Annotated in this window: 8 protein-coding genes and 1 pseudogene; 2 read left to right on the top strand and 7 right to left on the bottom strand. The window is 69.7% G+C overall.

Annotation, left to right across the window (positions count from 1 at the left end; translation table 11 throughout):
- Positions 1-142 precede the first annotated feature (142 nt).
- The 6 genes from serA to OG588_RS35225 all read right to left on the bottom strand — a co-directional run bounded on the left by serA (position 143) and on the right by OG588_RS35225 (position 10,295).
- Positions 143-1,732, bottom strand: coding sequence for a phosphoglycerate dehydrogenase (gene serA / locus OG588_RS35250; RefSeq protein WP_266862638.1), 1,590 nt, complete (start codon positions 1,730-1,732; stop codon positions 143-145).
- Between the two features lie 395 nt (positions 1,733-2,127).
- Positions 2,128-3,126 (bottom strand): ketol-acid reductoisomerase, encoded by a 999-nt coding sequence (gene ilvC / locus OG588_RS35245; protein ID WP_019058578.1) that lies wholly within the window; start codon positions 3,124-3,126, stop codon positions 2,128-2,130.
- Positions 3,127-3,268: 142 nt separating this feature from the next.
- Positions 3,269-3,796, bottom strand: a complete 528-nt coding sequence (gene ilvN, locus OG588_RS35240) for an acetolactate synthase small subunit (protein ID WP_019058577.1) — start codon at positions 3,794-3,796, stop codon at positions 3,269-3,271.
- A gap of 20 nt (positions 3,797-3,816) precedes the next feature.
- Positions 3,817-5,670, bottom strand: coding sequence for an acetolactate synthase large subunit (locus tag OG588_RS35235; protein WP_405950769.1), 1,854 nt, complete (start codon positions 5,668-5,670; stop codon positions 3,817-3,819).
- A gap of 237 nt (positions 5,671-5,907) precedes the next feature.
- Positions 5,908-8,886: a putative bifunctional diguanylate cyclase/phosphodiesterase gene (locus tag OG588_RS35230; protein WP_405950768.1), complete on the bottom strand. Its 2,979-nt coding sequence runs from the start codon at positions 8,884-8,886 to the stop codon at positions 5,908-5,910.
- A 455-nt stretch (positions 8,887-9,341) separates the two neighbouring features.
- Entirely contained in the window at positions 9,342-10,295 is a 954-nt protein-coding gene (locus tag OG588_RS35225; RefSeq protein WP_405950767.1) for a 2-hydroxyacid dehydrogenase, read from the bottom strand.
- A gap of 76 nt (positions 10,296-10,371) precedes the next feature.
- On the opposite strand from OG588_RS35225, the gene OG588_RS35220 reads away from it, so the two are divergent.
- Entirely contained in the window at positions 10,372-11,370 is a 999-nt protein-coding gene (locus OG588_RS35220) for an aldo/keto reductase (RefSeq protein ID WP_405950766.1), read from the top strand.
- A gap of 573 nt (positions 11,371-11,943) precedes the next feature.
- Positions 11,944-13,098, top strand: coding sequence for a PQQ-dependent sugar dehydrogenase (locus OG588_RS35215; RefSeq protein ID WP_405953288.1), 1,155 nt, complete (start codon positions 11,944-11,946; stop codon positions 13,096-13,098).
- Between the two features lie 366 nt (positions 13,099-13,464).
- On the opposite strand, the pseudogene OG588_RS35210 reads toward OG588_RS35215, so the two are convergent.
- Positions 13,465-13,618 (bottom strand): annotated as a pseudogene (locus tag OG588_RS35210) (DUF6191 domain-containing protein); the annotation flags it as partial.
- Positions 13,619-13,622: the final 4 nt, after the last annotated feature.

Below are 13,622 nucleotides of genomic sequence, written 5' to 3'. Positions count from 1 at the left end.
ATCAACCCGGTCGGCCAAACTCAGCCCGTCCGGCGCCCTTTCAACGCAGGCCTGCTATTTCCAGCCCGTCCGGCGTTTGAGGACGAGGCCCCTTCAGGGCCGATGGGGGTCTGGGGGCGCAGCCCCCAGCACCACCTCAGCCTCAGACCAGGTTCACCGAGCGGGCGGACGTCGCGCCGATCTCCTCGGCCACCTCCGCCAGGACATTCGCAGCCACCGTGTCGTCAACGGTCAGCACGGCCAGCGCCTCGCCGCCCGCCACCGACCGCGACACCTGCATCCCGGCGATGTTGATCCCGGCCTCGCCGAAGACACGGCCGACCGTGCCGACGACACCCGGCCGGTCCTCGTAGCGCAGCACCACCATGTGGTCGGCGAGCGCGAGGTCGACGTCGTAGTCCCCGACCGCGACGATCTTCTGCAGGTTCTTGGGACCGGCGAGCGTCCCGGACACCGAGACCTCCTCGCCGCTGCCGAGCGTGCCGCGCACGGTCACGACGTTGCGGTGGTCGGCGGACTCCGAGCTGGTCGTCAGCCGTACCTCGACACCCCGCTCCTGCGCGAACAGCGGAGCGTTGACGTACGACACCGTCTCGGCGACGACGTCCTCGAACACGCCCTTGAGCGCGGAGAGTTCGAGCACCTTGACGTCGTGCTGGGTGATCTCGCCGTAGACCTCGACGTCGAGCCGGACCGCGACCTCGCCCGCGAGGGCGGTGAAGATGCGGCCGAGCTTCTCGGCGAGGGGCAGGCCCGGCTTGACGTCCTCGGCGATGACGCCGCCCTGGACGTTGACCGCGTCGGGGACGAGTTCACCGGCGAGGGCGAGGCGTACCGACCTGGCGACGGAGACGCCGGCCTTCTCCTGTGCCTCGTCCGTGGAGGCGCCGAGGTGCGGGGTGGAGACGACCTGGTCGAACTCGAACAGCGGGGAGTCCGTGCAGGGCTCCTTCGCGTACACGTCGAGGCCGGCACCGGCGACGCGGCCCTCCTTGAGCGCGGAGTACAGCGCCGCCTCGTCGACGATCCCGCCGCGCGCGGCGTTGACGATGCGCACGGTCGGCTTGACCTTGCGCAGCGCCTCGTCGCCGATCAGACCGACCGTCTCCGGGGTCTTGGGCAGGTGCACGGTGATGAAGTCGGAGACTTCGAGCAGCTCGTCCAGCGACAGGATCTTGACGCCCATCTGGGCCGCCCGCGCGGGCTGAATGTAAGGGTCGTAGGCCACGACCTTCATCCCGAAAGCGGACATGCGCTGCGCCACGAGGGCACCGATACGCCCCAGACCCACAACACCCAGGGTCTTCTCGGCCAGCTCCACGCCCGTGTACTTGCTGCGCTTCCACTCACCGTTCTTCAGCGCGGCGTTGGCCTGCGGGATGTGGCGTGCGGTCGCCAGCAGCAGACCGCAGGCCAGCTCGGCGGCGGTGACGATGTTCGAGGTGGGGGCGTTGACGACCATCACGCCGGCCTTGGTGGCGGCGGAGACGTCGACGTTGTCGAGGCCGACGCCGGCTCGTGCGACGACCTTCAACTTCCGTGCGGCGGCGACCGCTTCGGCGTCGACCTTGGTGGCCGAGCGGATCAGGATCGCGTCCACGTCGGCGATCGCGGGGAGCAGCTCGCCCCGGTCGGCGCCGTTGCAGTGCCGGATCTCGAAGTCCGGGCCGAGGGCGTCCACCGTCGCGGGCGACAGCTCTTCAGCGATGAGTACGACAGGTTTCGAGCTCACGTGAGTCCTCACAAGTCCATTGCGTGCGGACGGCCGTCCCGACGGCCGCAGGCGGTGGAGGCAGCGGCGCCGGGGAATGTCGGGTGCGCTCCCGCGTCGTTCGGTGCGTGCTCTCGGTGTGCCGGCCGAAGGTTCTCGTAGCGGAGCTACTAGGGCCTTCGGCCGGTGCGGCGAGAGTGCGTGCCGGGCGGCGCGGGGGAGTGCCTGCCATTCCTCGGTGTCGCTATGGGGCCGCGTGGAGACGCACGACGCTGTGGGCCTGACGCGTATTAGTACGGCAGTGTAGTGGCGCTCCGACAGTCGTCTTACGCCTCTGCGGAAGGATCACCCGTCCGAGGCTGGACGGGTTGGACAAAGGGGCCGGAGCGCTCGCTCCGGCCCCTCGGCCTCAGGACTTACGCCTCTTCGTCGACCCAGCTCATCAGCTTGCGGAGCTGCTTGCCGGTGCTCTCCAGCAGGGAGTCGGCGTCCTTCTGCTTGTACTCGTTGTACTTCTTCAGGCCACCGTGGTACTCGGCCATCCACTCACGGGCGAAGGTGCCGTCCTGGATCTCGGCGAGGACCTGCTTCATCGTGGCCTTGGTCTCGTCCGTGATGATCCGCGGGCCGGTGACGTAGTCGCCCCACTCGGCGGTCTCGGAGATCGACCAGCGCATCTTCTCCAGGCCGCCCTCGTACATGAGGTCGACGATGAGCTTCAGCTCGTGCAGGCACTCGAAGTACGCGATCTCGGGCTGGTAACCAGCCTCGGTCAGCGTCTCGAAACCGGCCTTGACCAGCGCGGCCGTACCACCGCAGAGAACAGCCTGCTCACCGAACAGGTCGGTCTCGGTCTCCTCGGTGAAGGTCGTCTTGATGACGCCGGCGCGGGTGCCGCCGATGCCCTTCGCGTACGACAGCGCGAGCGCGAAGCCGTTGCCGGTCGCGTCCTGCTCGACGGCCGCGATACACGGAACGCCGCGGCCCTCCTCGTACTGGCGACGGACGAGGTGGCCCGGGCCCTTGGGGGCGACCATGCAGACGTCGACGCCGGCCGGGGGCTTGATGAAGTCGAAGCGGATGTTCAGGCCGTGGCCGAAGAACAGCGCGTCGCCGTCCTTGAGGTTGTCCTTGATGGACTCCTCGTAGACCTGGGCCTGGATCGGGTCCGGCACGAGGATCATGATGACGTCGGCCTCGGCGGCGGCCTCGGAGGGCGTCACCACGCGCAGGCCCTGCTCCTCGGCCTTCGCCTTGGACTTGGAGCCCTCGTGCAGACCGACGCGCACGTCGACGCCGGAGTCACGGAGCGACAGCGCGTGGGCGTGGCCCTGGCTGCCGTAGCCGATGACCGCGACCTTGCGGCCCTGGATGATGGACAGGTCGGCGTCGGCGTCGTAGAACAGCTCGGCCACTTTGGGTTCTCTCCTTGGAGTGCAGGTGTTGCGTCCCACCGTATGACGGCGGGGGTGAGGGAAGTTTCCGGGTCTCGGAATGCGGGCGGCCGGCTGCTGTCGGCCGCCCGCATTCCGGTCGTAGATGAATCCTCTACGAGGGTTACGCGGACCGGTCGAGCGCGCGCAGCGAGCGGTCGGTGATGGAGCGGGCGCCGCGGCCGATCGCGATCGTGCCGGACTGGACCAGCTCCTTGATGCCGTACGGCTCCAGCATCTTGAGCATGGCGGACAGCTTGTCGCTGGAGCCGGTGGCCTCGACGGTGACGGCCTCCGGGGAGACGTCGACCGTCTTGGCGCGGAACAGCTGGACGATCTCGACGATCTGGGAGCGCGTCTCGTTGTCGGCGCGCACCTTCACCAGAACGAGTTCGCGCTGAACCGCGGAACCCGCTTCCAGTTCGACGATCTTCAGCACGTTGACGAGCTTGTTGAGCTGCTTGGTGACCTGTTCGAGCGGGAGTGCCTCGATCACGTTCACCACGATCGTGATGCGGGAGATGTCGGGGTGTTCGGTGACGCCGACGGCGAGGGAGTCGATGTTGAAGCCGCGCCGGGAGAACAGGGCGGTGATCCGGGCGAGGACACCGGGCTTGTTCTCCACCAGGACGGAGAGCGTGTGCTTGGACATTTCTCTTTCGTCTCTCTCGCTCAGTCGTCTTCGTTGTCGCCGAAGTCGGGGCGGACGTCCCGGGCGAACATGACCTCGTCGTTCGAGGTGCCGGCGGCGACCATCGGCCACACCATGGCGTCCTCGTGGACGATGAAGTCGATCACGACGGGGCGGTCGTTGATCGAGTTCGCCTCCTCGATGACCTTGTCCAGGTCGTCGGGGGACTCGCAGCGGATCGCGTAACAGCCCATCGCCTCCGACAACTTGACGAAGTCGGGGATGCGCGTGCCGGCGCTCGGCTGCTTGCCGTCGGCCTCCGGGCCGCTGTGCAGCACGGTGTTGGAGTAGCGCTGGTTGTAGAACAGGGTCTGCCACTGGCGGACCATGCCGAGGGCGCCGTTGTTGATGATGGCGACCTTGATCGGGATGTTGTTCAGGGAGCAGGTGGTCAGCTCCTGGTTGGTCATCTGGAAGCAGCCGTCGCCGTCGATCGCCCAGACCGTCTGGTCCGGCGCCCCGGCCTTGGCGCCCATCGCGGCCGGGACCGCGTAGCCCATGGTCCCGGCGCCGCCGGAGTTGAGCCAGGTCGCGGGCTTCTCGTACTGGATGTAGTGCGCGGCCCACATCTGGTGCTGGCCGACGCCCGCCGCGAAGATGGTGTTCTCCGGGGCGAGTTGGCCGATGCGCTCGATGACCTGCTGCGGGGAGAGCGAGCCGTTGTCGGGCTGCTCGTAGCCGAGCGGGTACGTCTCGCGCCAGCGGTTGAGGTCCTTCCACCAGGCGCTGTAGTCGCCGGTGTGACCGTCGCTGTGCTCCTTCTGGACGGCCTGGACGAGGTCGGCGATGACCTCGCGGGCGTCCCCGACGATCGGCACGTCGGCGGCGCGGTTCTTGCCGATCTCGGCCGGGTCGATGTCGGCGTGGACGATCTTCGCGAAGGGCGCGAAGCTGTCCAGCTTGCCGGTGACACGGTCGTCGAAACGGGCTCCGAGGGCGACGATCAGGTCGGCCTTCTGCAGCGCGGTGACGGCGGTGACCGCACCGTGCATGCCCGGCATTCCCACGTGCAGCTCGTGACTGTCGGGGAATGCGCCGAGCGCCATCAGGGTGGTGGTGACGGGCGCTCCGGTGAGTTCTGCGAGGACCTTCAGCTCGGCGGTGGCGTGTGCCTTGAGGACACCGCCGCCGACGTAGAGGACGGGCCGCTTCGCGGCGGTGATGAGCTTCGCGGCCTCGCGGATCTGCTTGGCGTGCGGCTTGGTCACCGGGCGGTAGCCGGGCAGGTCCATGACCGGCGGCCAGGAGAAGGTGGTCTTCGCCTGGAGGGCGTCCTTCGCGATGTCGACCAGCACCGGGCCGGGCCGGCCGGTGGAGGCGATGTGGAAGGCCTGCGCGATGACGCGCGGGATGTCCTCGGCCTTGGTGACCAGGAAGTTGTGCTTGGTGACCGGCATCGTGATGCCGACGATGTCCGCCTCCTGGAAGGCGTCCGTACCGATCGCCTTGGACGCGACCTGCCCGGTGATCGCCACGAGCGGCACCGAGTCCATGTGCGCGTCGGCGATCGGGGTCACCAGGTTGGTGGCACCGGGCCCCGAGGTCGCCATGCAGACGCCGACCTTGCCGGTGGCCTGCGCGTAACCGGTGGCCGCGTGGCCCGCGCCCTGCTCGTGCCGGACCAGCACGTGACGCACCCGCGTCGAGTCCATCAGCGGGTCGTACGCCGGAAGGATCGCACCGCCGGGGATGCCGAATACCGTGTCGGCCCCGACTTCCTCGAGAGAGCGGATGAGGGACTGCGCGCCCGTGACGTGCTCGGGGGCGGACTGCTGTCCTCCGGATCGGGGCCGCGGCTGCGGATGGGCCCCGGTGGCCTGCTCGGTCATCGTCATTCTCTTCTCGATGCTGAGGGTTTATGCGAGGTTTGTGCGGGTTTCTGCTGCTGCACGACTGGTTCCTGTGCAACAAAAAACCCCTCGTGCCGTGAGGCAAGCGAGGGGAGCGCGCCGGGTGCGGTCGCTGGGAGTTCCGGGTCCGTCCGGAGGTCACCAGCGTCAGCCGACGCGCTTTCCAAGTACGAGAATTCGGGTGCGCATGGCATTGACCCTCCCCCCGGCACGCATCCACTGTCAAGTGGGTGGGACGGGAGTCTCATTATGTGAACGGAGGGCCGTTCCGCCACCGAAAACCGCGGGCACACCACTGGTGTACACCCCCAGGGCGCCCCCCGCGAACGCGGGCTCTGCCGGGCCGTGCGGCACCGGATAGTGACCGCGCGCGAGGGCCCTGCGCAGCCGGTACTCGTCCAGCGGTGCGGAGAAGGCCATGCCCTGCCCGTGCGTACAGCCCATCGCGCGCAGGGCGACCACCTGCTCCGGCAGATCGACCCCGTCGGCCACGGACTGGAGCCCGAGATCGCAGGCGATCCGCAGCAGCCCGCTGGTGATCTTGTGCAGCCGCGCGGACTCGACGACGCCCTCGACCAGACTGCGGTCCAGTTTCAGTACGTCGACGGGGAGCCGCCGGAGCGCCGTGATGGCCGCGTAGCCGCTCCCGAAGCCGTCGAGGGCGATCCGGACGCCGAGGCGCCGCAGCGCGGTCAGACGGCGCTCCAGCTCGTCCAGGGAGACCCTCGGATCGGTGTCGGACAGCTCGATCACCAGCGCACCGGACGGCAGCCCGTGCCGGGTCAGCAACGCCTCGATCGAGCCGAGCGGCATCGACTTGTCCAGCAGCCGCCGGGCACTTATCCGCACGGCCACGGACACGGCGAGCCCGGTCGCCGTGCGCTCGGCGGCCTGCTCCACGGCCTCCTCCAGCATCCAGCGCCCCAGCTCGGCGGTCTTGTCGCTGTCCTCGGCCACCCGCAGGAACTCGGCCGGCGTGAACAGCACCCCTTGCGAGGACCGCCAGCGCGCCTGCGTGGACACCGACGCGATCCGGCCGTCCACCAGCGACACCACGGGCTGGTGCAGCAGCGCGAACTCCCCGTCGTGCAGCGCGGCCCGCAGCCGCGTGGCCAGTTCCGCCTTCCGTACGACGTCCTGCTGCATCTGCGGGGCGTACAGCTCGACGCGGCCCTTGCCGGCGCCCTTGGCGCGGTACATCGCGAGGTCCGCGTTGCGCAGCAACTCCCCCGCGCCCAGGCCCGGTTCGGCGAAGGCGACGCCGATGGAGGCGGCGACGCGGACATCGTTGCCGTCGATGAGGTACGGCTGGGACAGGGTGACGCGCAGGCGGTCGGCGAGCTCCATGATGTGCCGCTCGCGGGCGGCGCGGTCCCGGGTGCCGTCGCCGACGATCAGGGCCGCGAACTCGTCGCCGCCGAGCCGGGACGCGGTGTCGCCGTGCCGGACCGCGCCGTCCAGTCTGCGGGCGGCCTGGATGAGGAGTTCGTCGCCGGCCTGGTGGCCGATGGTGTCGTTGACGGCCTTGAAGCCGTCGAGGTCGATGAAGAGGACGGCCGTGCCGCGGTCGGTGGAGCGGCGGCCGGAGAGGGCCTGCTGGACGCGCTTGGTGAACAGCGCGCGGTTGGGCAGGTCGGTGAGCGGGTCGTGCTCGGCGTTGTGCTGCAACTGCGCCTGGAGGCGCACCCGTTCGGTGACGTCCCGGCTGTTGAAGATCAGGCCGCCGTGGTGCCGGTTGACGGTCGACTCGACATTCAGCCAGCCGTCGTCGCCGGAGCGGAAGCGGCACTCGATGCGGGTGGTGGACTCCTCGAAGGGGCTGGCGGTGAGGAAGCGGCGCACCTCGTGCACCACGCAGCCGAGGTCCTCGGGGTGGATCAGCGAGGCCAGTTCGGTCCCGACCAGCTCCTCCGCGGCCTTGCCGTAGACACCGGCGGCGGCCGGGGAGACATAGCGGAGGATGCCGTTCGGGGCGGCGATCATGATGACGTCGCTGGAACCCTGCACCAGGGAGCGGAAGTGGTTCTCCTTCTGCGCCAGCTCCTGGGTGAGGGTGATGTTGTCGAGCAGCATGATGCCCTGGCGCACCACGAGGGCGAGGACCACGCAGCCCGCGGTGATGAGCACCACGCGGTCGGGGCTGCGGCCGTTGAGCACGTTGTAGAGAATCCCCAACGTGCAGACGGCGGCGGCGAGATACGGGGTGAGCGCGGCCAGCGAACCGGCGATGGGCCGGGTGGCCGGATACCGTCCTTGATCGGCGCCCGGCGCGGAGGCCTGGTGCTGGACGCCGGCGCGCTGCCCGGGCCGGTGCTCGTGCACCACGCGCGTGTGCCGCTCGTCCTCGGGCTGGGTGTGCCGGGGCGCGGCCCAGGGCGCGTACGCGAGGAGCAGGGAGCCGGCGAACCAGCCCGCGTCGAGCAACTGGCCCGAGTGGTAGTTGTTGTGGAGCAGCGGCGAGGTGAACAGGGCGTCGCACATCACGGTCAGGGCGAGTGCGCCGATCGCGGTGTTCACCGCGGTGCGGTTGACCGAGGAGCGCCGGAAGTGCAGCGCGAGCACCATGCTGACCAGCGCGATGTCGAGCAGCGGGTACGCCAGCGACAACGCGGTGTGGGCCACGCTCGGCCCGTCGAACTTGGCGGCCTGGGCCAGCGCGAGGCTCCAGGACAGCGTGAGCAGCGAGCCCCCGATCAGCCAGGCGTCCAGCGCCAGACAGACCCAACCGGCTTTCGTGACCGGCCTTTTGGCGAGGACGAGGAGCCCGACGATGGCGGGCGGCGCGAAGCACAGGAAGAACAGATCGGCGAAACTGGGGCTGGGCACCTGTCGCTCCAGCACGACCTCGTACCACCCCCAGACCCCGTTGCCCAGTGCCGCCATCGCCGAGGAGAGCGAGAACAGCAGCCAGGCGGGTCGAAAGCGGATACGGCGGCTTCGCGCGTAGAGGAAGCACGAGACGGCGGCGGTACCGGCTGCCGCGCTGAGCCCGAAGTCGCCCATGATCAGGGCGAGTTGGGCGGACCCCCAGTCGAGCGCGGAACCGACGGCGTATCCCGCGCACACCAGGGCCAGGACGAGTTGCTGGACCAGGCTCCACACGCCGCTCGTTCCCGGCGGTCGTGGCTGCCGCGCTCCCGGCGAAGTCCGGTCCCGGAGCGCCCCGTTGAGGGTGGTCGTCGGAGACGGTGGCGAACTCACCGTGCCCTCCCGGTCCGCGTCGCTCCCGGGTCCCGCGGGCCCCGGTGCGCTGGATGAGCGTGCCTGCGGCGGCTGTTGGGCCTGCGGTGGTGATGACTGTGGTTGCCGTGCTGCCCGCCGCGGCCGCCATGACCGCAATGGTCGGCGTGGCTGGCGTGGTTGGCGTGCTGGCCGCGGCTGCGCGCGGCGGTGCGCCAGGGTCGCCGCCGGCGGCCCCGCCGCGTCGGATCGCTCGTCCATAGGCCGTGCATCGCCCGTCGCCCCCCTCACAGTCTGAAATGTCCAACCCCGGCGCCGAACGGTGCGCGGCGCAGCCCCTGCCGGGACGATACACCAGACTCGTCACTCAGGGACATAGTTCCTCTACGCTCCGTGACGACCAGCGAGGATGCGTGCACGCCCCGCTTCCGGAAGGTTGCGGAGGGTGCCGAAAGCGGATTACCGCCCTGTTGTGGCTAGTTCCCCGTTTCGCCTGTCGTAAGGATCACGTTGCGCAACGGCTGCCGGTTCACGAATCGTCCCAACTGGTCGACAACCAGGCGCTTCGCACGCGGCAGGAACGCCGAGGTGGGCCCGCCGACATGGGGACTGATCAGCACGCCGGGCGCGTGCCACAACGGGTGTCCCTGGGGCAGCGGTTCGGGGTCGGTGACGTCCAACGCGGCGGTGATACGGCCGCTTTCGAGCTCCGCGAGCAGCGCCTTGGTGTCGACCACGGGGCCGCGGGCCACGTTGACCAGCAGCGCCCCGTCCTTCATCCGGGCCAGGAACTCGGCGTCGACCAGGTGACGGGTCGTCTCGTTCAGGGGCGTGGAGAGGATGACGACGTCCGCTTCCGGGAGCAGGGCGGGCAGTCCGGCGAGCGGATGCACCGGCCCGCGCGCGGTGGTACGCGCGGAGCGCGCCACCCGCGCCACCCGCGCGAGCTCGAAGGGAGTGAGCCGGTCCTCGATGGCGGAACCGATCGCCCCGTAGCCGACGATGAGGACGGACCGGTCGGCGAGCGCGGGGTGGAATCCACCGCCCCACTCCCCCTTGTCCTGCGCCCGCACGAAGTCGGGGATCCCACGCAGCGAGGCGAGAACGAGGGCCAGGGCCAACTCACCGGTGCTCGCCTCGTGCACTCCGCGCGCATTGCACAACTGCACGCCGGAGCGCAGGTACTTGAGCCCCGGCTGCACATGGTCGATGCCGGCCGACAGCGTCTGTACGACCTGCACGGAGCCCATCTCCGGCAGCGGCCGCAGGCCGACCTCGCTGCTCTTCATATACGGCACGACATAGAAGGCACAGGCGCCCGGGTCCGCGGGAAGGTCCTCACCCCCGTCCCAGAAAAGGTAGTTGGGCCCGTCGGGGAGCCCTTCGATCTCCTCCGGCGGAATGGGCAGCCACACGTCAATGGTCGTCATGGTCAGGAGGCTATGTCAGGCACGCGCGCGTGCAGAGGTTAGGTTTGTGGGCCAGGAGAGGGAGGGTCACGAGCACGTGGAGCGCAGGACGATCGGTGCGGGGGCGCTCGCGATGGGGGCCGTCGGACTCGGCTGCATGCCAATGAGTTGGGCGTACAGCGGGTCGCGGCGCCGGGGCGAGGAGTCGGTCAGGGCCGTGCACCGGGCGCTCGATCTGGGCGTGACGCTTCTGGACACCGCCGACATGTACGGCCCCTTCACCAACGAGCTGTTGTTGGGGCGGGTGTTGAAGGAGCGGCGCGCGGACGCGTTCGTGTCGACCAAGGTCGGCCTCCTGGTCGGCGAACAGCACATCGTGGCCAACGGCCGCCCCGGCTACGTGAAACGCGCGTGCGACGCCTCACTGCGCCGCCTCCAGACGGACGTCATCGACCTCTACCAACTGCACCGCGCCGACCCCGAGGTCCCCGTCGAGGAGACGTGGGGTGCGATGGCGGACCTCGTACAGGCCGGAAAAGTACGGGCGTTGGGCATGTGCGCGGTAGGCGCCCGCGCCGCCCGCCGCCCCGGTGCACGCCTCCATGACGGAACGATCCGCCAACTCCAGCGCGTACAACAGGTGTTCCCGGTCACAGCGGTACAGGCCGAGTTGTCGGTGTGGTCCCCGGAAGCCCTGGACGCGCTATTGCCCTGGTGTACGGCACGAGGCGTCGGCTTCCTCGCGGCGATGCCCCTGGGCAACGGCTTCCTGACCGGCACCCTGACCCCGGGCGAGGGCTTCGAACCGGACGACCTACGCGCCCGCCACCCTCGCTTCACCGCCGAGATGACCGCCGCGAACCAGCCGATCATCGCCGGCCTACGCCGCGTGGCCCGCCGCCACGGCCCGGAGGTGACCCCGGCCCAGGTGGCTCTGGCGTGGGTGCTGACGCAGGGGGCGCATGTGGTGGCGGTACCGGGGGCCAAGCAGGAGCGGTGGGTTAGGGAGAACGCGGGGGCGGCGGGGGTGCGGTTGACGGCGGAGGATCTCAGCGAGGTGGCGGAGTTGCCTGCGGCGCTGGGGTCTTGGGATTGACGGGGGGTACGGGGTGTTGGGGCTGGCGGTGTGGCCGGTTCGCGGGGCCTTGGGATCGGCGGCGCGGCCCACTCGCCGAACCTTGGGACTAACAGCACGGCCGACTCGCGCGGCCTTCAGACCGACCACGCGACCGGCTCGCGGGGCGCTGGGTACTGGCGGTGTGGCCGGTTCGCGCGTGTTGAGGCTGGCGGCGCAGCGCACTTGCCAGGCCTTGGGACCGGCTGCACGGCCGGTTCGCGGGGCGTTGAGGCCGACGATGCGGCCAACCACGAGGCCTTGGGATCGGCGGCGCGGCCGACACCCGGCCTCTTGAGACCGACCACCGTGCTGCCTGCGGGGCGCTGAGGCTGACCGCCGTGCCCGCTCCGGTACTGGCCGTCGGCTCGGTCGCGCGAAGGCAACGGCTCGATCGTGCGTCGGTGCGCGGTGATCGGGAACTCGGGCGGGGTGAGCGGTGTATGAAAAGTAGAACCAGCCGCAGGGGGCGGCCGTGAGCCCGCTGTAAGAGCTTGCCGTATCCACTGGTGAGTACCCGCCCGTCGAAGGGACCTGATCGTGCAACGTCGAGTCGTGTCGGCCACCCTGGCCGTGACCGCACTCCTGCTGGCGGCAGGCTGCTCCTCCGGCGGGGAAGGTATCCCGGACGGCGTCCACAGCTCGTCGTCCGGCAGCTCCGGTACGGCGACCGGATCCTCGCCCTCCGCACAGGCCGCCGAGCAGACCCCGCCCGCCAAGGGCACGGTGAAGGTGCTGCGCACGGTCACCGAGGGTCTGAAGACGCCCTGGGGCCTCGCCCCGCTGCCCGACGGGAACCTGCTCGTGTCCTCGCGTGACGACGGCACGATCACCCGGATCGACGAGAAGACCGGCAAGAAGACCGAGTTGGGCACGGTGTCCGGGGTCTCCCCGGCCGGCGAGGGCGGCCTCCTCGGCATCGCCCTCTCCCCCGACTACGCCTCGGACCACATGATCTACGCCTACTTCACCTCGGCCTCGGACAACCGCATCGTCCGCACGCTGTACGACGAGAAGAAGCCGGCCGGTGAGCAGCTGGGCGCCCCCGACACGATCTTCAAGGGCATCCCCAAGGGCTACATCCACAACGGCGGCCGCATCGCCTTCGGCCCCGACGGCATGTTGTACGCGGGCACCGGCGAGAGCGGTCAGCGAGGCCTGGCCCAGGACAAGAAATCCCTCGGCGGCAAGATCCTGCGACTCACCCCGGAGGGCGACCCGGCGCCGGGCAACCCGTTCCCGAACTCGCCGGTGTACACCTACGGCCACCGCAATGTGCAGGGCCTCGCCTGGGACTCCAAGCAGCGGCTGTTCGCCTCGGAGTTCGGCCAGGACACCTGGGACGAACTGAACGCGATCAAGCCCGGCGACGACTACGGCTGGCCGGACGCCGAAGGCAAGACCGACAACCCGAAGTACCACAGCCCGATCACCCAGTGGCACACCGACGACGCCTCCCCCAGCGGCATCGCCTACGCCGAGGGCTCCATATGGATGGCGGGGCTCAAGGGCCAGCGCCTGTGGCGCATCCCAATGGACGGCACGAAGGCGTCCGCCGCCCCACAGGCCTTCCTCACCGGCGAGTACGGCCGACTGCGCACGGTGGTGTCGGCCGGCGACGACAAGCTGTGGCTCGTGACCAGCAACACGGACGGCCGGGGCACGCCTAAGTCGGGGGACGACCGGATTCTGGAGCTTCAGGTGACGTAGGTCCAGGGGACGGAGCGGAGCCGGGGGCGACGTCGGACACGGAATCGGAGCCGGACTCAGCGTCGGAGTCGGACTCAACGCCTGAGTCGGACTCGGGATCGACATCCGCGTCGGACTCAGCGTCTGACTCGAGATCGGAGCCGGACTCAACATCGGCGTCGATGTCGAACTCGGCACCGCCAGCGGCAGCGGCAGCGGGCTCAGCGTCTACGTCGGCGTCGACGTCGACGTCGACGTCGGACTCAACGTCGGAGTGGGACTCGGCGTCAGCGCCGGAATCGGACTGAACGTCGGCGTCGGCGGCGGACTCGGAATCGGCATCCGCGTCGGACTCACCGTCCTCATCCGCATCCGCCTCCCCGCCCCGCAACCGTACGACCACCCTCCCGGACTCCAGGTCTATCGGCCCGCGCCCCGGGTCTCCGTCGGCGACGTCGACCCTGGTCAGCTCCAGCCGGTTGGCCTCGTCCTGGGTGTGCTTGCGGCCCGGTGAGAACAACTCCTCGAACATGTTGAACACGGCG

This window comes from Streptomyces prunicolor (assembly GCF_045162825.1).
GTDB lineage: Bacteria > Actinomycetota > Actinomycetes > Streptomycetales > Streptomycetaceae > Streptomyces > Streptomyces prunicolor.
The sequence above is the reverse complement of the archived record's forward strand: the minus strand, read 5'-3'. Positions and strand labels throughout refer to the sequence as shown.